Genomic DNA, 21,778 nt, shown 5'->3' on the forward strand with positions numbered 1-21,778 from the left:
ATATGGGTACACAGACATCAGGGAAGTACCGAGGAATTCTTGCTGGTCAGCTTGTACTCTTATTAATCCTTATTGCCCTCTGTGAATTGCTGGTTCGAACGGAAGTGGTTAGCAGCCTCTATCTGCCGGCACCAACTCAGGTAATTAAAGAAATGTTAGAGCTGTTTCTTGATAGTGAAATCTATAAACATATCTACGTTACACTGGGTGAATTTGTGGTCGGTTACGGTGTCTCCGTCATTACGGGAATAGCTGTTGGCATGTTTTTGGTGCTTGTGCCTTGGGCTGAAAAATTCTTTCGTCCGTATTTATCCGCGCTGATGGCGATTCCTAAGGTAACGATTGTTCCTCTGCTGGCGCTCTGGCTTGGCATTGGTGTGATCCATAAAATCTCGATTGTCTTTTTATTCTGTTTCTTTACGATTGCGATAAATACGATCACGGGGATTAAACAAACAGCAGATCAGCATATGAAAGTTGCCCGGGTATTTGAAGCCAGCCGCTATCAGACTATTATGAAGGTGATTTTGCCTTCGGCCGCGCCGACGATATTCGCTGGCCTTCGAATTTCGGCTGCAACCGGTCTTGTCGGGGCGCTGTTCGGTGAAATGCTGGCTTCGAAAGACGGTCTTGGTAATATTTTGGTGAAGGCTACGTCTCTATATAATACGGCACAGGCCTTTGGCATTGTTGTATTGGTAACACTCGTATCTGTGCTGCTCATCGCACTGATAGATCTGCTTGAACGTAAAGTTTTTATGAAATGGAAGTCCTCTTAAATAGAAGAACGGAGAATCAAATTTGGCAGGGGGAATGTCGCATGAATAGAAAGAGAAATCGTCTTTTCATTACAATTACTATATCAGTCATGCTTCTCTCACTGCTCGCAGGATGCGCAGGCAATGCCGATTCGAATACGGCTAATCCGTCTTCCAATGGGTCAGTGGAGCAGAAGCTAGAGAAGATCCGTTATGCGCCGCTTAGCGGTGTAAGTGGGCTGGCTGTGTCGTTCGGTGCAGAAAAAGGGTTTTTTAAAGAAGAAGGGCTGGACGTTGAATTCATTAGCACCAAAGATCCGATTGCAGGCTTGACGAGTAAAGATATCGATGTGGTGGATGTAGCCACGACCACAGCAATCGTAGCCGCAGGAAAGGGGGCACCGATCAAGATTGTGTCTTCTATGTTCCGTACAAAAGGCCCGTTCTATCTAATTACATCGCCTGGAATTGATCGGGTTGAGGACCTGAAAGGGAAGAAAGTCGGGGTTGCCGTCTTTGGAAGCGGTCTTGAAGTGTATACAAGAGTAATTCTGGAGAAGCACGGAATAAATGCCGATGATGTTACGCTGGTTGCTAACAGTACACACCAAGCGGCTTATGCAAGTTTGGAAACAGGACAGGTAGATGCCACCATTATCCACGAACCGTTCGCTTCGTTGGTAGAGAAGGAAGGCAAGGGCAAAATTATTGCCACGGGTTGGGATTACTTGCCGACGTTTCATACAGGTGTTCTTGCCGCCCGGCAAGGGATTTTACAAGACCAACCGGAATTGGTGGAGAAACTGATTCGTGCTTACTTCAAATCGCAGGAATATGCGAAGAGCCATCCGGAGGAATTTAAGGAATATTATCTGAAAAATATAGATATCGATCCGGATGTACTTGATCAGTCTTTAAAGCGTGAAGACGTTCTGTGGGAGAATAATCCCGATGTAAATGTTGATGCGTTGAAAGATACACAAAAGATCCAGAAGGAATTAGGATTCCAGGATGAAATATATGACGTGGAGAGTATTTTGGACTTGCGATTTATACCACAAAAATAATACCGCTTGGGAGGGATCCACATGGCTGGTTTCACCGTGCATAACGTGTCCAAAGTCTATGACGGAGCCGTACCAACAGTAACGCTGAAGGACATCAATCTGACCGTGGAAGATGGTGAGTTCCTCTGCATTCTGGGTCCGAGCGGCTGCGGGAAAAGTACACTGCTAGAGCTGCTTGCGGGACTTCAAAGACCATCTGAGGGAAGTATATTGCTAGACGAAGAGTGGTTGAAGGGACCTGACCGTAAATTAGGCGTCGTCTTTCAAGACCCTTCTCTCTACCCGTGGCGTACAGTTGATCAAAATGTAGGTCTTGGGCTTGAGTTTGCGGGTGTTGGTAAAGCTGAGCGTAAGGAACGTGTTGATAAATATTTAGAGATGGTTGGCTTGCTAGGCTTTGGTGCCAAGTATCCTCACCAACTGTCCGGTGGAATGAAACAGCGTGCAGGCATTGCCAGAGCCCTTGTCGGTAACCCTGAAGTGCTGTTAATGGATGAACCGTTTGGTGCTGTAGATCATCTTACGAGGCTGCAGCTTCAGAGTGATCTGCTGAGGATCTGGGAGGAGGAACAGAAGACGGTGGTGTTCGTCACGCATGATGTCTCAGAAGCGGTCTTTCTTGCAGATCGGATTGTGCTGCTGTCACCGCGACCTGGACGTATTCACCGCATTTTCAATATTACTCTTGCCCGTCCGCGCAAGCTTGATGATGCTGGTCTCCTAAAGATCCAGAATGACATATACTCTGCTATTTATGATGTGAAAACCGAGGAAGATTTGGAGTTTACCATTTAGGAAAAGGTGACAGGAGGTGAGGCCGATGTCCAATCTGGTCAGTCAGGAGTGGGTGCTTGAACGGATTCAGTCAGGAAATGGTCAGCTCGTTATAGCGGACGTCAGGTTTCAACCGGGAGATGCGGAGTACGGTATAAGTTCATATACAATGCAGCATCTGCCGGGAGCTGTGTTTGTCGATTTGAAAAAGGATCTGACAGACCATCCAGGTAAGCATGGCGGCCGAAGTCCGCTTCCTGATCCGCAGCGGCTTGCAACAACATTCGGAAGTCTCGGCATCGACCGGAGCACTCCCGTAGTCATTTATGATGATGACTTAAGGCCAGAGGCTGCCCGATTGTGGTGGATATTAAGGTATCTTGGACATGAGCAGGCTTACATTTTGGATGGAGGATTCAAGGGCTGGGCTGCTGTCGGACTTCCTTTGACCGCGGAGGACACTGAAGTAACACCCCGGAACTTTGAAGTGGAACTGTACCCCGAACTGCTGGCAGATGTGAACGATGTAAGAGCAGCTCTGGACAGTAGAGGGGAGGTTACTCTTATTGATTCAAGGAATAAGAAGCAATATACAGGCGAATCCGCGCCATTGGATCCGGTAGCCGGTCACATACCGGGAGCCATTCATGCCTTTTGGAAGGATGGTATTCAGGAGCATGGACGCTTGAAATCGCCAGAAGCGCAGCATGAGCGGTTTACTGGTGTCGATCCAGACCGTGAAGTCATCGTGTACTGTGGTTCCGGTTTGTCCGCTTGCCCTAATGTCTTGGCATTGCAGGAAGCGGGATATAGCAATGTAAAGTTATATGCTGGAAGCTGGAGTGATTGGATTAGTTATCCGGAGAATCCGGTGGCAACTGAAAATGAGTAAAGCTGAAGAGCCCGCGTTGGACGCGGGTTCTTTTTTTGGGGGATATGGCGGTGTACCCTCCGTACATTGTACTCTTGAGTATTCCGAGTCAACAGGGAGTCAACATACCCTCCCACAATTCCTAAATCGTAATCTAAAAACATCTTGTAAGAAGCAGAAAAAGAGGTTAATATATTTTTATTGACTGTATAATGAATTTATAGTCAATAAAAGGAGGGGGATTATGCCTAAGATTGTCACCGAACATGAAAAAGAAATGGTGAGAGAAGCGATGCATACAAAAGGCATTGAACTGATTCGCAAAAAAGGCATAAAGCGGGTTACTGTGGAGGATATCACCATTGCGACAAATATCGGTAAAGGTTCCTTTTACTCGTACTACAATTCCAAAGAAGAACTTCTCTATACGATTATCAAAAAGAGCGAGAAAAGAATGTTTGAGAGAGTCGAGTCCGTTTTGTCCGAAAAAATAAAATTGAAAGAAAGGCTTGTAAAGGCATTGAAGGAAATCTATCTGGCAGCGGACAGCATTGTACTTTACGTTTCTCCATCGGATATAGAGTATCTGCTTCGTAAGCTTCCAGATGAGGCGGCAGACTGGGAAGCATCAAAATCAAACGACTATTTTAGTAGGACGCTGTCGCTTTGCGGCATTGACGAATCGGGATGCGAGATGGATGTGCTTGCCTATTTAATGAATGCGCTCCATTTTATTGGTTCGACAGATATGCCTTTTGGTGAGCGGGGAAGAGAGAAGGCCTTGGATATACTTGTCCATTCCATTGCCGACTACATGGCGGAAGGAGCCAAACAATGATCGTTTTATTGATAGTTTTAGGCGGATTGCTTATATTAATGGTTTGCTTGGTTCTGTTTGTCCAGTACAAGAAAAAGAAGAAGGCAAATCAAATTCGGATTACTCCCATGAGTAATGGCATTGATTGTAGAGAATTCGTAACCATCGGCGGCATTTCGCAATATTTGCATCATCGGGGAGAGGACATTGACAATCCTGTGATGCTGTTTTTACACGGCGGCCCGGGAGAGCCTATACTGCCGTTTGCCCAAGAGTTTCAAATACCGTGGGAGAAGCGTGTCACGGTCGTACATTGGGATCAAAGAAACAGCGGCAAAACCTATTTCAATAATGATCCGAAACAAGTTACGCCAACAACGACGGTTGACCGTATCGTTCAGGATACTTATGAAATTGTGGAATATTTGAAAAAAAAGTATAACAAAGAGAAGATTATTATTTTGGGACATTCATGGGGCTCGGTGCTAGGTAGCTTGTTCAGTAAAAAATATCCGGAGCTTGTGCAGGCTTATATCGGCGTTGGGCAGGTTGTCAATATGATTGACAATGAGCGCGTCGGCTATGAAAAAGTACTGGAATCGGCGAAAGAAGCGGGAAACGACAACGATTATCGGGCTCTTCTTCATTTGAAACCTTACCCTCCGCTCGCATTCGATGACGAAATGATCAGGAAACTTACGAAGGTTCGAAAATTTCAAAGAAAATATAAGTTATCGGCTGGTCCAACAACAGAGCTTATCATCAATGCTTTATGTTCACCATTTTATACTCTCAAGGATATGAGATATTTTTTCATCTCCGGTGCATTTGGCGACGGACAGCGTCATATTTGGAAATATTTAATGGAATCATTCGATCTGTCGTCTATGGGCGCTACATTTGAAATACCTGTCTTTTATATACATGGCGAGCAGGACTGGCAAACACCTTATCCGTTGGCACAGGAATTCTTTTCAACAATAAATGCGCCGCTCAAGCTGTTTTACTCCATTCCGGATGCGGGTCATATTGCCATGCTTGACCGTAAGGAGAAATTCAACGAAGCGTTATTTGATATTTTGGAGCGAACGAATGTTATGGCGACGGCCAAGTGAGTCTCTGCACGGTGCTCCGTTAATACAGGCGGATGCGCTTATTGTCGCGGTCAATATCCATGCAATTTCACGAAATGGCGAAAGTGTATTGAAGTGGGCTTATTATCATATTGGCAGGTCAAAAAGCCAAAGAGCTCCGCCTTGTGCAGGCAGGCGCTCTTTGGCTTAAAATATACTGGCTTTCGCTTTTGAGCTGACCAATATTTTTATTTCGTTCTTATTGTTAAGTAATGCTTCAAAGCCCTTTTCAATGATATCATCCACTTTAATCTTGCTTGTAATGAGCTTTTCGGACTGGAGCGTGCCACTGGCAATCATATCGATAACCGCTGGAAAAACATTGCGATAGCATATGGTTCCTTTTATATTAACCTCTTTAAAGACGACTGAATTCAGAGCGACAGCAGGATTCTTCTCCCATAAGCTTACGATAATAACCTGACCGTCGACTTTGACGCTATCGACCGCACTGGCGAGCGTTGGTTCCACTCCAGCCACTTCAAAGCATATGTCCGCTCCGCTTCCAGTTAATTCACGAACGAATGCCGCCGTATTCTGCTCTAGCGGATTAACGGTATGGGTCGCACCCAAACTCATAGCTTTCTCTCTACGTTCTGCCGAAATATCCACCGCGATTATCCGAGTCGCTCCGGCCGCTTTGAGACATTGAATTTTTCGCAAACGTTGTACAGCCCTCTACGACAAGACGCGCATTCACCACATGCGAAATTCATCACGTCGAAGCCATGATGAATTTATAAAACCGTTTCAGCAAGTCGATATATCCCTTCTCCAATGAGTGCCTCATCCACCTTTGCGAATCCTAATACCCACCCTTTTCGTTTACTCTCTAAACAGTAGGAATGGAGTTGATGGACACGAACGCCGCCTTGAAGTGCTCGAAGGGTCATTGTATTCTCGTCAAAAGATTCGTCAGCCTCCAGTAACACATGCAGACCGGTTTCAATGCCTCTCAATGTAAACTTGTCCCCTAGGCCACTTGTCACAATAGCCTTTTGTATAATCTCGTGCCTGCGCCGGTAGATATTTCTTGCTCTTCTCATATGGCGCATAAAATAGCCGTGCTCGATGAAATGCGCCAATGTCACTTGTTCCATGACGGGAAGATGACGATAGGTGAACGCTTGAACGCGCGCCAGTTGAGCAATGGCTTCCTCAGGTCCAATAACAGCGGATATTCGGATGCCTGGCGCAGTCAATTTAGAGAAGCTCATTAAATATAGACAATTTTGTGGGATTTGGCTAAATAAACTAGGCACGGGATCGCCGCGGTATCGAAATTCGCTGTCATAGTCATCTTCGACAATCCATGCTCGTTGCTGCGCGGCTTTATGCAAAAGCTGCTGCCTCCGTGGTTCTGATAAGATCACACCAACCGCGCATTGATGAGAGGGGGTAACAAAGATAAGTTTAGCTTCAGAAGGTACTTTCTCCACGACAAGCCCATGTTCATCAATAGGGATAGGGGCAATCTTCATTTGTCGGTATTTCATAGTCATCCAAGCAATGGGAAAACCAGGATCTTCGACCGAAACGGTATCTCCTTTGGTCAATAGCGCTTGCGCGATGAGATCAATACTATGTTGGGCCCCCGATGTCAGCAAAATTTGATTCGTTTCTACGTGAATTCCCCGTTCAAGCGACAAGTGACGCTGAATTTGTTTGCGCAAAGGCTCGAAGCCATAAGCATCGCTGTATGACCAAGTGGATAAGTCTAATTCCGAAGAGGCATTCAGATACGATTTGCGCCAAGCTTTTTGAAACTGTATGTCCAAATAAGGTTGGTATGGGCTAAAATCAATGACTGTTTCAGGGTTATCTTTGCTTCTGAACCAATGTTGCGATAGATCGACTGATGGAGACAGCACAGGGAGCGGTGGCTGAACAGGGGGGACAGCACCTTCTTTTTGTTGACCCGTGAACTGATTCCAATCATTTATACGTGTTCCCCCACGGCGTGACGTCACTGTATAGCCACGGCTATGCAGTTCCTCATAAACAATTTGCACGGTTGAACGGGAGACTCCTAACTGCTGAGCGAGTTCCCGGGAAGGGGTCAGGAAATCACCGGGCTTCCAAATTCCTCTCGTAATATGATCGATAGCTTGATCAAGCAATTGTTGCCACATTGGCCTTTTGTCAGTGCGGTTTACTTTCATCAATTGATCCACTCCCCCTTTACATGTTGGAATGAAACTGTTCATCTATTTTGGATTGCTAAAAGAGGGCGTTTATGGATGTTCATGAGCAATCCATCCGTTGTTATACTAGCATAGTGTTCTCGATACATGCAATGTTGATAAAACTTGGTATCCTCTACCGTACAAGATCACAACTTGAATATCGTACAAGTTAGACATAGAGGAGGAAGAAGATGTTTAAAATTTTGGTGTCAGATCCCATTAGTGATTTTGGATTACAGCAGCTGACAAACGCAGAGGATGTGGAGGTCACAAAATTATCGGGGCTGTGTTCGAGAGGTCGCTTTTGGCTAAGAATTGATCTAAAAATAAGCGTGCTAACAAACGCGGATAAAGAGCAGAAAGAGGGGAGAACATGGGCCATCTAGTCGAAGAAAATCTCGAAACCGTAAAGCAGCAGATGAAATTAGCCTGCCAAGCTTCAGGGCGCAAGATAGAAGATGTGAAATTGTTGTTGGCGACAAAAACCGTACCGCTTGAGAAATTACAAATTGCCATTCAAGCGGGCGAGGTATTATTTGGTGAAAACAAAGCGCAAGAACTTCGGGACAAATTTCCACTTATGCAGCAGTACAACCAAGTGGAATGGCATTTTATCGGCCATCTGCAAACGAATAAAGTAAAGGACGTTGTCAGATATGTTACGCTCATTCATTCGGTAGACCGTTTGAAATTGGGGCAGGCGTTGCATCATCAGCTCGTCAAAGAGAACAGGACCATGGATATTTTGGTGCAAATCAATACGTCCTACGAAGAAAGCAAATTCGGTGTTTCTCCAGAATCGGCATTGGCGTTGGTAGAACAATTGTCTCAGTTTGAAACGTTGAACGTTAAAGGTTTGATGACGATTGGGAAACTGAATGCAACGAAAGAAGAGACCCGGCATTGCTTCCGATTATTAAAACAAATTCAATCACAAATTATGGAAGAGAAATTTCCGCGTGTAGAAATGGATATTCTTTCGATGGGCATGTCCGGGGATTTTAAGGTGGCCATCGAGGAAGGAGCTACCATCATAAGAGTTGGGACAAGCGTATTTGGTCAACGTTATTTACCGGACGGGTATTACTGGAACGAACACGCCCACCAGGATGATTAGGGGAGAGGCAGGAGAGTATTTATGAACACAACGTCATCATCACTTCGTGGCCGCGATTTGATATCGCCCACCATCGCAGCTTTAATATCTGTCATTGTCAACTATGGGGGTACCTTTATTCTCGTGTTTCAGGCAGCAAAAGTAGCTGGTTTGAGTCCCGAAATGACCGCTTCATGGATATGGTCGATATCCATTGGTGTGGGCGTAACCGGTATATGGCTAAGCTACCGATACCGTGAACCGATCATTACCGCTTGGTCGACGCCAGGCGTGGCGTTTCTCGTTTCCGCGCTAGCGGTAACTCCCTATCCGGAAGCGATTGGCGCCTATATCATCTCTGCTTTAGGATTTATTATTTTGGGGTTATCAGGAATGTTCGAACGTTTCGTTCGGCTTATTCCTCCAGGCATTGCTTCTGGGCTTCTGGCAGGCATTTTATTGCAGTTTGGCATCTCGGCCTTTGGTGGCGCGAAAGTTGACCCATTGCTTGTAGTGGTCCTGTTTGCTGCCTATATCATTTTAAGAAGGTTTACCTCCCGGTATGCGATCGTCGGCATTTTGTTAATCGGACTTATTTATTTGATTAGCATGGGGAAAACAGATTTCAGCAATATTGAATTGGCGTTCGCTTCACCGGTATTTGTCTATCCGGAGTTTTCGTTTCATGCTTTATTGGGCGTTGCATTGCCGTTGTTTATCATTACATTGACGGGACAATATATGCCTGGAATGCTTGTGTTGCGAAATGACGGATTTAAGACAAGCGCGAATCCGATTTTGACCGTAACGGGTTTAGGCTCGCTCCTTACAGCACCCTTCGGCTCATCTCCCTTTAATGTAGCAGCCATTACTGCGGCGATTTGTACAGGAAAAGACGCACACGAGGATTCGAAAAAACGTTATATTGCAGGCATTGCCTGTGGCATCTTTTACATTACTGTTGGCATATTTGGTGTGACATTGGCTGCGCTTTTCCTGATCCTCCCTGCTACCTTCATCGCCACGTTAGCGGGACTGGCGTTACTCGGCACAATTGGCGGAAGCCTCGCCAATGCATTAACAGATCCGAAGGGCCGCGAAACAGCACTGATTACGTTTTTGGCAACAGCAGCAAATGTAACCTTACTTGGAGTCGGGGGCGCACTCTGGGGGCTTGTCGCAGGCTTGGCGGCACATATATTGATGCATGGTAAATTTGGTAAAAAGCAAGACAGTGCGAGTGTCGTTCAACTAACTGGGGAGAAATAAAAGGAGGCATGAAAATGAATACAGGTACAGAGCGGGTCAAAAGAGGCATGGCGGAAATGCAAAAAGGTGGTGTCATCATGGACGTGATGAACGCTGAGCAAGCCAAGGTAGCGGAAGCAGCCGGAGCAACGGCCGTTATGGCACTGGAGCGTGTGCCATCTGATATTCGGGCAGCTGGCGGTGTAGCCCGTATGGCTGATCCAACCATTGTGGAAGAGGTCATGAAGGTTGTATCGATTCCGGTGATGGCGAAAGCCCGCATCGGCCACTATGTGGAAGCAAAAGTACTCGAATCGCTAGGCATAGATTATATCGATGAAAGTGAAGTGTTGACGCCTGCAGATGAGGTTTTCCATATCAGCAAAAACGAATTCACGATTCCTTTCGTCTGCGGAGCAAAGGATCTTGGCGAGGCGCTTCGCCGTATTCAAGAGGGCGCTGCGATGTTGCGTACGAAGGGCGAACCGGGTACAGGCAACATTGTTGAGGCAGTACGCCACCTTCGACTGATCAACGGTCAAATCCGCAAGGTACAAGGCCTGTCGAAGGATGAGCTGTACAACGAAGCCAAGCAGCTTGGTGTACCATATGATCTGCTGCTGCAGGTTCATGAATCCGGTAAGCTGCCGGTAGTCAACTTTGCTGCAGGCGGGGTAGCTACACCATCTGACGCAGCTTTAATGATGCACCTTGGCGCTGATGGCGTCTTTGTAGGATCGGGCATTTTCAAATCGGATAGTCCCGAAAAATTTGCGCATGCGATTGTTGAAGCCACAACACACTATGAGGATTATGCATTAATTGCAGCAGTATCCAAAAATTTAGGAACACCTATGAAAGGTATTGAAATATCGAGCCTGCGGGAGCATGAACGGATGCAGGAGCGCGGTCAGTAATAGGACTGAAGAAATACAATAAAAGATGAATCGGTTTTCAATTGCAATGGGAAATGAAGCCGAATAACGTGTGTATGCAACAATGGCGGAAGGTGGTGGTTTCGTTGAAAAAAAGTTATTTATTTCCGACCTACAATAAATATCCAGTCACCATAGTTAAGGGGAAAAAAACGACACTGTGGGACGATGAAGGAAAGACCTATTTGGATTTTATGAGCGGCCTTGCTGTTTGTAATTTGGGCCACGTTCCTGAAAAGGTAAAAATGCGAATTCAGGAGCAACTAGAGCAATTATGGCATGTGTCCAATTTGTTCCATACCAAAGCGCAGGAAGACTTCGCCGAAAAACTTGTAGAAATCAGCTGTGCGGATCTCGTCTTTTTCTGTAATAGCGGTGCAGAAGCAAATGAAGCGGCAATTAAATGCGCGCGTAGGTATCACCAACGCGTGCTGGAGAATGGGAGATATGAGATCATTACGTTCGAACAATCGTTCCATGGCCGCACACTGGCAACTTTGACAGCAACGGGGCAAAAGAAAGTAAAGGATGGTTATCTTCCACTTCCGGAAGGTTTTGTTCATGCTCGATTTAATGATATTCAGAGTGTTAGAAATAGGATTACGCAGAAAACAGCTGCCATTATGCTGGAGCTGGTGCAAGGAGAAAGTGGTGTTCATCTTGCAGAGCCATCATTCGTCCTTGCTCTATCTGATTTATGCAGAGAAAAAGGAATTCTTCTTATCGTCGATGAAATACAGACCGGAATAGGAAGAACGGGGAACATGTTTGCTTACGAGCATTATGGAATCGAACCGGATATCATCACACTAGCAAAGGGACTGGCTAGCGGTTTGCCGATCGGGGCCATGCTTGGAATGGAAAAACTCAAGGATGCCTTTTCAGCCGGGAGCCATGCATCTACGTTTGGTGGTTCTCCTCTTCCCATGGCAGCTGGGCTGGCGACAATTGAAACACTGATCGAGGACGGGCTGTTTGAACGAGCTAAAAAAACAGGGGCGTATGCCTTAGACAGGCTGAGAAATGATCTGCAAGACTATCCTGTCATTCGAGCTGTTCGAGGGTTAGGACTACTCATTGGCATTGAGTTTGATGAGCCTGTTGCGCCATTCATTCAGGAATTACATCAGAGCGGGCTACTTGTGCTGCAGGGTGGAACCCACGTTATACGGTTCATGCCAAGCTTGTACGTAACCCATGATGAAATGGATAAAGCAATCGAAATTCTATGTCATGTGCTGAGCAAATGGAAAGCAGCACAAGTTTATTAATTCAAAAGGGAGACCGACAATAAAGATAAATAAGCAGGGATGCTTGTATTATAAAAGCATCTCCGCAAGACGATAAATGCCTTCTTTAATTGCTGCCTCATCTACTTTAGCAAAGCCCAGTACCCATCCTTTTCGATCGCTTTCCAAACAATAAGTGCTGAGTGGATAAACACGGATTCCTCTTTCGAGCGCTTGGTTCGTCACGGCTTCTTCGTCAAAGTTGTCTTCAGCTTCAAGAAGCATATGCAATCCTGTTTCTACGCCGCTTAGTTTGAAGCGTTCACCTAGACCGGTCGCAAGGATGGCCTTCGTCATGGCTTCGTGTCTGCGCCGATATACATTTCTGACTCTTCTCATATGGCGCATGAAATGACCGTGTTCGATAAAATGAGCAAGCGTTAATTGCTCCATAATCGGAAGATGGCGATAAGTTAACTCGTGGACTTGAGCAAGCTGACGAATGGCCTCTTTTGGGCCAATGATCGCCGATATACGAATACCAGGAGCAATCATTTTGGAAAAACTCATCATATACAACGTATTCTGAGGTTGCTGGCTGAACAAAGTTGGGAGCGGGTCGCCGCGATATCGAAACTCGCTATCATAGTCGTCCTCAACAATCCAGAATTGATGTTGAGCGGCCATGTGCATTAATTGCTGCCTACGCGGTTCCGACATGATCACTCCTACTGCGCACTGGTGCGAAGGCGTAACATAGGCTAGTTTGGATTGTGGATGAATATGCTCTACTTGTAGTCCGTATTCGTCGACAGGGACGGGAACAACATTCATCCGCCGATACTTCATCGTCATCCAGGCAGCGGGGAAGCCGGGATCCTCAACAGAAACCGTTTCTCCTTCACTTAAAAGTGCTTGGGCGATCAAATCTATGCTATGCTGTGCGCCCGAAGTTAATATGATTTGATCGATATGCACGTGAATGCCTCGCTCAAGTGACAAATAACGCTGAATCTGTTCTCGCAGCGGTACGAAACCGTAGGCGTTGCCGTAAGCCCAACTGGCTAGGTCTGTTTCTGTGGAAGCTTGTAGAAACGATTGCCTCCAATTTTTTTGAAAATGTTCATCCAAATAAGGTTCGTGCGGGCTAAAATCGATTTCCACACTTCGGTAATCTTTGCCTCTAAACCAGCTCTGCAAATGGCCGACTGCAGCGTTTAATAAAGGTAACTCGGGAGTGACAGGGCCTTGAGGTTTAACATCCTTCGTAAAACTAGTCATGTAGGTCCAATCACTTACCCTTGTTCCGCCGCGCCGAGATGTAACGGTGTAACCGCGACTGAATAATTCTTCGTAAACAATCTGTATGGTTGAGCGAGAGACACCAACCAATAGAGCGAGTTCGCGAGATGGCAGTAGCAATTCGCCCGGAGGCCATTTTCCGGTTGTGATATTATGAATAGCTTGGTCCAGCAATTGTTGCCATATTGGGCGTTCGTCGTCACGGTTAACCTTTAGCATTCGTTTCACCTCCAAGTGTACTTTTAAATATGGATTGTTTAAATCATTGATTTATGGATATTTAGGGGCATTCCATTAATTGATATACTAACATGATGAAAGTAGCCTTTGCAACAAGATAGCAATGATACAAAAGTGAAATTAACGTACCCATTTTATCGTATAGCGAGTATTGGACAACTAATAAGGAGACAGAAAGGAAGATTCTCATGATTAATTTAGAACAGCAAGACAAAGTAGTGGCCAACGCTATTAGGCAAGAGCTTGGACGACAGCGGGATAAAATAGAACTGATTGCATCGGAGAATTTTGTCAGTCAGGCCGTAATGGAAGCAACGGGTACTATATTGACAAACAAGTACGCTGAAGGATATCCAGGAAGAAGATACTATGGGGGCTGTGCCTATGTAGATGTCGTTGAGGAACTTGCCATTCAACGTATCAAGGAGCTTTTTGGTGCCGAGCATGCAAACGTGCAGCCGCACTCCGGTGCGCAGGCTAATATGGCGGTCTATTTTGCCTCAGTCGAGACCGGTGATACGATATTGGGCATGAATTTATCCCATGGAGGCCACCTTACGCACGGCAGTCCGGTTAATTTTTCGGGTAAACTCTATAACTTTGTACCTTATGGCGTAGATGAACAAACGGGCCGCATTGACTTCGACAATGTACGCAAACTTGCTCATAAGCATCGTCCACGCATGATTGTTGCTGGTGCCAGTGCCTATCCACGGACGATTGAATTTGAGTTGTTTGCACAAATTGCGGCTGAAGTCGGAGCCCTTTTCTTTGTGGATATGGCTCATATTGCGGGAATTGTTGCAGCGGGATTGCATCCCAATCCGTTACCACACGCGCACTTTGTTACTACGACAACGCATAAAACATTGCGAGGACCAAGAGGTGGTGCCATCATGTGCCGCAAATCATGGGCGCAAGCGATTGATAAAGCGATATTCCCCGGATCACAAGGCGGCCCGCTTATGCATGTCATTGCAGCAAAAGCAGTTGCACTAGGTGAGGCGTTGCAACCGGATTTTAAAACATATATTGAAAAAGTTCTTGAGAACGCCAAAGTATTGGCGGAAACCTTAATAAATGAAGGGTTAACCGTTGTTTCTGGAGGAACAGACAACCATATTGTACTGCTTGATTTGCGAAATATTGGACTTACCGGTAAAGAAGCTGAAAAAATACTGGATGAAGTGGGGATTACAGCTAATAAAAACTCCATTCCTCATGATACGGCAAGCCCGCTTGTAACGAGCGGCATTCGCTTCGGTTCACCCGCTATGACGGCGAGAGGATTAGGGCCTAAAGAGATGAAAGAAATTGCCCATCTTATTGTACTTGCATTAAAAAATCCCAATAGCCCAACTATTAAAGAACAGATATTGGGAAGTGTACGTGAGATTACGTCTCAGTTTCCTTTATATGAAGGACTTTAATAGTTTGATAGTAATTCGGTTCATTACAGGAGTGGGGATCGATGACTTACATATTTACGGAACAAATGCCCTTCGGTGTCTTCATGGTAATAGATAACTCCTTTGTTATTATAACCTTTCTTGGTAACAGTCGTGAGGGTTGCTGTTTTGACGTCTTGTCCTGCTGTTCCCGGCTGATTCCATTCTGTAAATGACAGCGGCTCAAACACAGTAAAACCTTGCTTGTTAGCCCACTCCGCCCGGTCAGGAAAATAGGTGCCTATGCTGCTAATGGCACAGCCTTGACAAGATCCTGCAGTGTCGGAATATTTCATACAGGCACCTATAAAGCGCCTTTTTGCAAAAGAGCTGTCATGATATGGACATTTTGAAGTGGCTGGCAGACTCGGAGTGCGTCTAAGTCTCTTACTTCGGCATTTCCGCAAAGAAAATGCGCAGGAAGGCGCTCCTCTGCGTTGTATGGACGGTTGCCCATCAAAGATGGTATCCGAACCAAAAACGTATATCGAGAGAGAGGGGGGAAGATGTCTCTAATAAGGTACTCTGGATAGTTAAGATGCTGTATGGGTGACTTCTGGATTCTTCAGGAGTCATCTTTTTAATGTTCATTTGATAGCAGCGTTGTGTTTTTAACAAACTTGAGATTTTTTCTGCCCTCGTGAATTGTAAAAATAAACTTTTTGGGGTACCTCGTACGTCTTACCTATATAAGGCAAGCAAAAAATACAACTGGAGGTTTTTAAAATGAAGAAACAATATGTAAAGAAAATTACTCTTTTGGCGGCAGGTTTCATTTGTGCAGCGGCAATCTATACGCCTCAAGTATCGCTAGCAAAACAAGCAACCACGGTCCCAAAAGGGGCAACACAACAAACGAATAAAGCACTTCCAAAATTGAAATTGGGTCAAAAAATTATAGTACCCGAACTTAAATTAAAGGAAAATACGTATGTACTTGATTACAAAATTTCAGATGTTAATGGCGATTCTGTTGCTGACAAAATCATATTGGTTGGTACAAAAGAAATGATTGATGGAAAAATGGATGCGTATGCCAGCGATTTATCGATCATAGTGCAAGATGGAAAAAAACATAAGTATTCAAAATATGATTGGGTAAACAAAGACACGGAGGGTACTTTGTACGGGGAACTCGGGAGGGAGCCTAACTTGATAATTGGCGACTATACGGGTGACAAAGTTGACGATATCATTGTTACGGCCCCTCAAGGAGGAAACGGCGGATACGTAGACCATCTTGTCTTATCTTGGCAAGAAAATAAACTTAAGGTCGTTTTTGCGGACAACGAGGCTACTGTAAAATAATAAATTTTAACATCACAAAACTCGATTTCCCTATTGGGCATCGAGTTTTTCTTATTTAGTGCCGATAACCAATAGGCTGGACAAGGCGTGTGAAGTAAAAACATCTGCAATTCAGTTGGTGACAAAAGTTCCCTTTAACGAAAATAGACTTTTTAGGTAACTCACACGTCTTACATATGAAATGGCATGAGAATGATGCGCGCGTATCAAAGGAGAGTTTTTCTATGAATAACAAGTTAGACAAAAAACTTATTCATTTTATTGCGGGAAACAAGGAGGATATGTATCGTTTTGCTTTCAGTTATGTAAAGAATGCTGAAAACGCATTGGATATTGTCCAGGATTCCATCCATAAGGCTTTGTTATCTTCAGAAACCTTAAAATCCGAAGGGGCGATGAAAAGCTGGTTTTACAGGATCGTGATGAATACATCACTCGATTTCCTAAGAAAACAAAAGAGGATTCAACTTGTAGACGATAAGACGTTGGAATTACACCTCCCCTCAAATGAAGATGTCTATCAAGACATTGATCTGGAAAAAGCTCTGGAGGAATTACCCTATGCTTTTCGGACTGTGATTATACTTAGATATTTTGAAGATATGAAAATTGAAGAAATTGCGGAAGTGCTTAACGAAAACGTGAGTACCGTAAAATCAAGATTGTATAAGGCGCTTCGCATACTTCGAATTCAAATGAGCAACGAAACTTTATAGGAGGCCAAGAAACATGAGCGAGCAGTTGGAACAAATGAAACGAAAGTATAAGGATATACCCATCCCTGATGAATTGGATTTTGTGGTGAAGAAAGCACTCAAACATAAAAAGAAAAAACATGTGAGTATCATGAAGAGTCTCGGTGTCGTGGGGGTAGCAGCTATTCTGTTTATAACAGGGATAAATACCAGTCCCGCTTTTGCACAAGCTTTATCAGATGTGCCCGTGGTTGGTTCGCTTGTTAAGGTTCTGACTTTTACTGAATTTAAAGTAGATGATGGAAATGCCCAAGCCGATATAAAAGTTCCTGCCATTACGAACATGGACAATAAAACTCTAGAAGCCTCCCTAAATGACAAATACCTTGAGGAAAATAAAGAGCTGTATAACAGTTTTAAAGAAGAAATGGAGGAATTAAAGAAAAATGGCGGGGGGCACACAGGCGTTAAAAGCGATTATGTCATCAAAACCGATAATGATCAGATCCTTGTTGTGGGCAGATATGTTGTCAATACGGTAGGTTCCTCCTCGACAACATTTAAATACGACACGGTTGACAAGAAAAATCAACTTTTAATTACGTTGCCAAGTATATTTAAAGATGATAGCTATATCACCATGATCAGTGAAAATATTAAGGAACAGATGAGACAGCAGATGAAACAAGACTCCGATAAGACTTATTGGATAGACGATGAGGGAGGCTTTAAAACCATTGCTAAAGATCAGACCTTCTACATTAACAATGAAGGCAAGCTTGTCATCTCTTTTGATAAATACGAAGTCGCTCCGGGGTATATGGGTGTTGTGGAATTTGTTATACCGACCGATGTGATTGCCGATGCATTAGTCAGTAATGAATATATAAAATAAAATTCGGAAAGGAGCATAGGGAGTACGATAATCGGGCCTACGGTATCGTATGATTACTATCGGAGACGGCTTCTCGGGTTGACTCTCTCACTCGCGCTTTTGTCGGCGCTCGCGATGGCGCTGATTTACGAGCCGGGCAGCGATCCGAGCCGGGTTTATTACGGCACGGATACGAGAGCGTTTGCCTTGCTCATTGGCGCAGCGCTCGCCATGGTTTGGCCAAGTCGCCAGCTCACAGTAAAGGCTGCGCCGCGAGCACGCCTGATCCTTGATTGCATCGGAGGAGCGGGTTTTCGTGCTTTTATCCGTCGCCACAGCTGTAGTCGTAGCGGTTCTCGCCCATCCCGTAAGCCGATTGGGCACAGTATTGGGTTGGAAACCACTGCGGAGAAGACACTCTTTATGCTGCTGGATTCGCTAGAAAACGTTCAGCAAATTCTGTCCGTAAACATTCGCGTGCCGCGTCCGTGGGAACACGACGTTAACTCGACCTTGGCGGAGACAGCGAAACAGTTCTCCAACGTGACGCTTGTTGACTGGTACATGGCTAGTTCCGACAAAGATTCATATTTCTCAAGGGACGGCGTACATCTTGGCGAAGAAGGTGCGAAGGTATATGCTGCACTGGTGGCAGAGGCAATTAAGCCTTAACAAAGAACGAATGACAAAAGCTAATACGACGAGAGCTTCTGCGGCGGATCGCTTTTACTGGCCGCCACTTTTTGTCTTGCTCTTACTAATTAGCAGTGCCATTGTATATGCTTGTCCAATAGTCAGAAAAAAGTCATAGGGTATTCAGTCCTCCATTGCCGTCAATGTGGGATCATGGTCATCGGATCGTTCTTGATATAATAATATTTATTTTGTGTTAAATGAAACTCGTTTGGTTTGATAGAAATTTCGCTTACCAAGGAAATAAGACAGCAGGAGTGTGGAATCTTGAAATCAGCAAAAGCAAAAATAACATTTAGTATCTTGTTGATCCTGGGACTTTTTGTAGTGGGGTATTTTGTAAATATTATGTTACGGAGTAATGACGATTATGCCAGTGAAGCTGACAAAGATGAAAAAAGAATAGAAGTTTCCAAATATCCGGGAGTAGATTTAGTTACAGAAATAACAGAGAAAAAGAACTACAACATGGCGATTCACTATCCGAAATTTAAAAGCGACAAGCTCAATACAGAAATGGAAGGATATGCATCATCGGTCAAAGAGGATTTTCTGGCGATTGTCGAGGAGAGTAAGGAATATATAAAAGATCGCGCGGCCGTGTTATCTTTAGCGATGGAAATCCATCCTGTAGTGGAGAATGTGTATTCCATTGTATTCTCTGAGGAGAGTTATGTCGTAGGTGCAAACGCACAGCAAAAAGCAAAGGTTTATATAGTGGATGCCAAAAAAAGTGACTTCATTCAAAAAACTAAAATCCTCAAGGATACGAAACGCAACCGGGAACAGTTATATGCGCTCATAAATAAAAAATTCAAGGAATCGAAAGAATACAGTCCTTTACTGTTGGAAGATGGGTTAAAGATCTGGGCAGCTGATCCGAACAATAAATTGAATGGCATGTATTTTACGGATAAGGCAGCTGTTTTTCAATTTGATAAATATGAGGTAACTGCTGGAGCAGCCGGTATGCCTAAAATTTCGATTCCACTGGATGAGATGCAAAATCTTCTAACCGATGAGTGGAAAGAGAAGTTGCAGATTGAGAATGATAAAAAAGACGAAAAAGACGATTCAAAAAACAATACAAAGGATAAGGACAAGCCCCAAGAAGATAAACCGGTTAAAGATGATGCTTCTCCAAAGGGCGGTAAACGAGTAGCTCTTACTTTTGACGATGGACCGCATCCTAAAAACACGTTGAAGATTCTTGATTTGCTGGAAAAGTATGATGCGAAAGCGACATTCTTTATGCTGGGTAACCGGGTGGATTTCTATCCGGAGATTGTGAAGGAAGTTGCTGATCAAGGACATGAACTAGGTAACCACACCTGGAACCATAAGGATCTAACGACCCTAAGCAAAGCAGAAGGGATCAAGGAAGTGGAACGAACAAACCAGGCAATCAAGAGCGCCGCAGGAAGAGAATCAACGGCGTTCCGCCCACCTTATGGTGCCGTTAATAAGCAGGTTCAGAGTGCGATCAGCAGTCCCACTGTATTTTGGACCATTGATACCTTGGACTGGAAATCGCATAATCCGGCTGCCATATTAAATATCGTTCAAGAGAATGTGAGAGACGGTTCAATCATTCTAATGCACGATATTCATGCAACGACCTCAGAAGCCGTAGAATCTATTTTGAAATATTTGAAAAAAGAAGGCTATGAATTTGTGAGCGTCTCTGAATTATAAGGTTCAAAGACGACAAAACCGAGCAGCTTCGGAATTGTTTCCGAAGCTGCTCGGTTTTTGGTATTAATCCAAGTTTAAGTAAGGAGAGATAACATAGCTTTTGCCAAATCAGCATCAAGTTTATCAAATGCAGGTTCGCCTAATCAAGGGTATACACCTCAAAAGTATTTGTTCAATATACATAATATTTTTTAACACTAATGATTATTTATTGTGGTTTTAGATCTATTACTCGACTCATTGGACTCGAGTATCATCTCTAAAACATTTATAAGATATAAGGTAAAACTGCCTGAAATCCTAATTGTAAAGAGCATTGAATCAAGAGTACGCCTGCATTAGGTTTGCAAGTAGATTTTGTATTTTTAAGTCCCAGTCAAAATTAATTATTGACATCTCCTTCAGGATATCATATTGTGAAGTTAAGTTCACATGAAATAAACTTCATATCGGTACTATGTTAGGGGCGATTTGTTTTGAAAAACAGATTTACTGAGCTTTATGTATGCTCATTAGCAATTCTTTTAATGGGTTTACTTAAAATAATTTTTAATTACACTAAAGCTAACACTGCAGAAGAATTTTATTCTGGTACTATAATGTTATTCGTAGGGGCAGTTTTTTTAGTTTTCGTTATAATTTCTCACATTAAATATAAGAATAATAGAAAGCAGTTAGAGAGAGAAATGTCAAAAGATTATGATGAAAGGGATGATTTAATAGAAGGAAAAGCTGCACTCTTTACTATGAGATTTTTAATGATTGTGATTTTTCTTATGATGTTTCTTTCAAAATGGATTGCAATTCCAGCGAATACTGCTTTATTTATGCTCATCATATTGTGCATGATTACTAATATGGTAGCTAAAAAATATTATAATTACTCTCTTTAACTGTAATTAGGAGAACGCTATGAAAAATAAAATAAAAGAATTGCGTTCAGAACTTGGAATAACACAACAAGAACTAGCTGATAAAGTATTTGTATCTTCAAGAACAATTATCTCTTTAGAAAAACAACAATATAATCCCTCTGTCCTGCTGGCATATAGAATATCTTCAGTTTTTAACTTACCAATTGAAGAAGTATTTTTATTTGAGCAAGATGATTAAGTAAGAGTGAAAAATTGGTTTATTGAGAAAATAAACATACAACATAGATGGAGGAAAAAATATGGGATTAAAATTAGTGCTTATAATTTTGGGAGTAGTCTTAGTCTTATGGGGTATATATAGAATGAAAACAGATGATGCATTTGTAGGTAAAACCCAAAAAAGAAAAAATTTTTTCAACCTCTTGCTGCTTGGGGAGGCATCCGGAATAGGACAATTTTTTGGAGGGATCCTGTGTTTAGTTTTAGCTGTCGTATCCTTTATAATTAAATAATCTGCAATAAAAGGAACTAAGC

Annotated in this window: 24 protein-coding genes and 1 pseudogene; 21 read left to right on the forward strand and 4 right to left on the reverse strand. The window is 43.7% G+C overall.

Going from position 1 to position 21,778, the window contains the following annotated elements; all coding sequences use genetic code 11:
• Window positions 1-2: 2 nt before the first annotated feature.
• The 6 genes from B9N86_RS08490 to B9N86_RS08515 all read left to right on the forward strand — a co-directional run bounded on the left by B9N86_RS08490 (window position 3) and on the right by B9N86_RS08515 (window position 5,402).
• The gene (locus tag B9N86_RS08490; RefSeq protein ID WP_208918627.1) at window positions 3-779 is read left to right on the forward strand and encodes an ABC transporter permease; all 777 of its coding nucleotides are present in this window, start codon (window positions 3-5) and stop codon (window positions 777-779) included.
• Window positions 780-820: 41 nt separating this feature from the next.
• Window positions 821-1,825, forward strand: a complete 1,005-nt coding sequence (locus B9N86_RS08495; RefSeq protein ID WP_208918628.1) for an ABC transporter substrate-binding protein — start codon at window positions 821-823, stop codon at window positions 1,823-1,825.
• A 21-nt stretch (window positions 1,826-1,846) separates the two neighbouring features.
• The gene (locus B9N86_RS08500; protein WP_208918629.1) at window positions 1,847-2,620 is read left to right on the forward strand and encodes an ABC transporter ATP-binding protein; all 774 of its coding nucleotides are present in this window, start codon (window positions 1,847-1,849) and stop codon (window positions 2,618-2,620) included.
• Between the two features lie 25 nt (window positions 2,621-2,645).
• Window positions 2,646-3,491, forward strand: a complete 846-nt coding sequence (locus tag B9N86_RS08505) for a sulfurtransferase (protein ID WP_208918630.1) — start codon at window positions 2,646-2,648, stop codon at window positions 3,489-3,491.
• 223 nt (window positions 3,492-3,714) lie between these two features.
• Window positions 3,715-4,308 (forward strand): TetR/AcrR family transcriptional regulator, encoded by a 594-nt coding sequence (locus tag B9N86_RS08510; protein ID WP_208918631.1) that lies wholly within the window; start codon window positions 3,715-3,717, stop codon window positions 4,306-4,308.
• On the forward strand, window positions 4,305-5,402 hold the full coding sequence (locus B9N86_RS08515) for an alpha/beta fold hydrolase (protein ID WP_208918632.1): 1,098 nt from the start codon (window positions 4,305-4,307) through the stop codon (window positions 5,400-5,402). The genes B9N86_RS08510 and B9N86_RS08515 overlap by 4 nt, the downstream gene beginning before the upstream one ends.
• 165 nt (window positions 5,403-5,567) lie before the next feature.
• Here the strand turns inward: B9N86_RS08515 and B9N86_RS08520 are convergent, their stop codons facing one another.
• Entirely contained in the window at window positions 5,568-6,083 is a 516-nt protein-coding gene (locus B9N86_RS08520; RefSeq protein WP_208918633.1) for a zinc-binding dehydrogenase, read from the reverse strand.
• Between the two features lie 74 nt (window positions 6,084-6,157).
• Entirely contained in the window at window positions 6,158-7,585 is a 1,428-nt protein-coding gene (gene pdxR / locus B9N86_RS08525) for a MocR-like pyridoxine biosynthesis transcription factor PdxR (RefSeq protein ID WP_208918634.1), read from the reverse strand.
• A 212-nt stretch (window positions 7,586-7,797) separates the two neighbouring features.
• Between pdxR (B9N86_RS08525) and B9N86_RS08530 the strand changes: the two genes are divergently transcribed.
• The 5 genes from B9N86_RS08530 to B9N86_RS08550 all read left to right on the forward strand — a co-directional run bounded on the left by B9N86_RS08530 (window position 7,798) and on the right by B9N86_RS08550 (window position 12,156).
• Window positions 7,798-7,992: a hypothetical protein gene (locus tag B9N86_RS08530; protein ID WP_208921017.1), complete on the forward strand. Its 195-nt coding sequence runs from the start codon at window positions 7,798-7,800 to the stop codon at window positions 7,990-7,992.
• Window positions 7,980-8,723, forward strand: a complete 744-nt coding sequence (locus B9N86_RS08535; protein ID WP_208918635.1) for a YggS family pyridoxal phosphate-dependent enzyme — start codon at window positions 7,980-7,982, stop codon at window positions 8,721-8,723. The genes B9N86_RS08530 and B9N86_RS08535 overlap by 13 nt, the downstream gene beginning before the upstream one ends.
• Before the next feature lie 21 nt (window positions 8,724-8,744).
• A complete protein-coding gene (locus B9N86_RS08540) occupies window positions 8,745-9,971 on the forward strand; it encodes a benzoate/H(+) symporter BenE family transporter (RefSeq protein ID WP_208918636.1) in 1,227 nt (408 codons plus the stop codon).
• A gap of 14 nt (window positions 9,972-9,985) precedes the next feature.
• Window positions 9,986-10,867, forward strand: coding sequence for a pyridoxal 5'-phosphate synthase lyase subunit PdxS (gene pdxS / locus B9N86_RS08545; protein WP_208918637.1), 882 nt, complete (start codon window positions 9,986-9,988; stop codon window positions 10,865-10,867).
• 74 nt (window positions 10,868-10,941) lie between these two features.
• On the forward strand, window positions 10,942-12,156 hold the full coding sequence (locus B9N86_RS08550) for an acetylornithine transaminase (RefSeq protein ID WP_208920171.1): 1,215 nt from the start codon (window positions 10,942-10,944) through the stop codon (window positions 12,154-12,156).
• A gap of 48 nt (window positions 12,157-12,204) precedes the next feature.
• On the opposite strand, the gene pdxR (B9N86_RS08555) is transcribed toward B9N86_RS08550, so the two are convergent.
• Window positions 12,205-13,635: a MocR-like pyridoxine biosynthesis transcription factor PdxR gene (gene pdxR / locus B9N86_RS08555; RefSeq protein WP_208920172.1), complete on the reverse strand. Its 1,431-nt coding sequence runs from the start codon at window positions 13,633-13,635 to the stop codon at window positions 12,205-12,207.
• Window positions 13,636-13,844: 209 nt separating this feature from the next.
• Between pdxR (B9N86_RS08555) and B9N86_RS08560 the strand changes: the two genes are divergently transcribed.
• On the forward strand, window positions 13,845-15,086 hold the full coding sequence (locus tag B9N86_RS08560) for a serine hydroxymethyltransferase (protein WP_208918638.1): 1,242 nt from the start codon (window positions 13,845-13,847) through the stop codon (window positions 15,084-15,086).
• Window positions 15,087-15,109: 23 nt separating this feature from the next.
• On the opposite strand, the gene B9N86_RS08565 is transcribed toward B9N86_RS08560, so the two are convergent.
• Window positions 15,110-15,400 carry a DUF4850 domain-containing protein gene (locus tag B9N86_RS08565; protein ID WP_208918639.1) on the reverse strand — a complete coding sequence of 97 codons (291 nt, stop codon included), beginning with the start codon at window positions 15,398-15,400 and terminating at the stop codon, window positions 15,110-15,112.
• A gap of 430 nt (window positions 15,401-15,830) precedes the next feature.
• On the opposite strand from B9N86_RS08565, the gene B9N86_RS08570 reads away from it, so the two are divergent.
• From B9N86_RS08570 to B9N86_RS08605, 9 genes and pseudogenes are all read left to right on the forward strand, one after another.
• Window positions 15,831-16,412, forward strand: coding sequence for a hypothetical protein (locus tag B9N86_RS08570; protein WP_208918640.1), 582 nt, complete (start codon window positions 15,831-15,833; stop codon window positions 16,410-16,412).
• Between the two features lie 224 nt (window positions 16,413-16,636).
• Complete coding sequence (locus B9N86_RS08575; RefSeq protein WP_208918641.1) at window positions 16,637-17,128, forward strand: RNA polymerase sigma factor SigV; 492 nt, start codon at window positions 16,637-16,639, stop codon at window positions 17,126-17,128.
• 13 nt (window positions 17,129-17,141) lie between these two features.
• On the forward strand, window positions 17,142-18,002 hold the full coding sequence (rsiV, locus tag B9N86_RS08580) for an anti-sigma-V factor RsiV (RefSeq protein WP_208918642.1): 861 nt from the start codon (window positions 17,142-17,144) through the stop codon (window positions 18,000-18,002).
• A 93-nt stretch (window positions 18,003-18,095) separates the two neighbouring features.
• Window positions 18,096-18,414: pseudogene (locus tag B9N86_RS30195) on the forward strand (acyltransferase family protein); the annotation flags it as partial.
• The gene (locus B9N86_RS30200) at window positions 18,405-18,653 is read left to right on the forward strand and encodes an SGNH/GDSL hydrolase family protein (protein WP_244563012.1); all 249 of its coding nucleotides are present in this window, start codon (window positions 18,405-18,407) and stop codon (window positions 18,651-18,653) included. The pseudogene B9N86_RS30195 and the gene B9N86_RS30200, both read left to right, overlap by 10 nt.
• Window positions 18,654-18,941: 288 nt before the next feature.
• Window positions 18,942-20,369 (forward strand): polysaccharide deacetylase family protein, encoded by a 1,428-nt coding sequence (locus B9N86_RS08590; RefSeq protein WP_208918644.1) that lies wholly within the window; start codon window positions 18,942-18,944, stop codon window positions 20,367-20,369.
• A 476-nt stretch (window positions 20,370-20,845) separates the two neighbouring features.
• Window positions 20,846-21,262 (forward strand): DUF2178 domain-containing protein, encoded by a 417-nt coding sequence (locus B9N86_RS08595; RefSeq protein ID WP_208918645.1) that lies wholly within the window; start codon window positions 20,846-20,848, stop codon window positions 21,260-21,262.
• Between the two features lie 19 nt (window positions 21,263-21,281).
• The gene (locus tag B9N86_RS08600) at window positions 21,282-21,482 is read left to right on the forward strand and encodes a helix-turn-helix transcriptional regulator (protein ID WP_208918646.1); all 201 of its coding nucleotides are present in this window, start codon (window positions 21,282-21,284) and stop codon (window positions 21,480-21,482) included.
• A 61-nt stretch (window positions 21,483-21,543) separates the two neighbouring features.
• On the forward strand, window positions 21,544-21,756 hold the full coding sequence (locus B9N86_RS08605; RefSeq protein ID WP_208918647.1) for a hypothetical protein: 213 nt from the start codon (window positions 21,544-21,546) through the stop codon (window positions 21,754-21,756).
• Window positions 21,757-21,778 lie beyond the last annotated feature (22 nt).

It is taken from the genome of Paenibacillus uliginis N3/975, from assembly GCF_900177425.1.
Lineage (GTDB): Bacteria > Bacillota > Bacilli > Paenibacillales > Paenibacillaceae > Paenibacillus_AQ > Paenibacillus_AQ uliginis.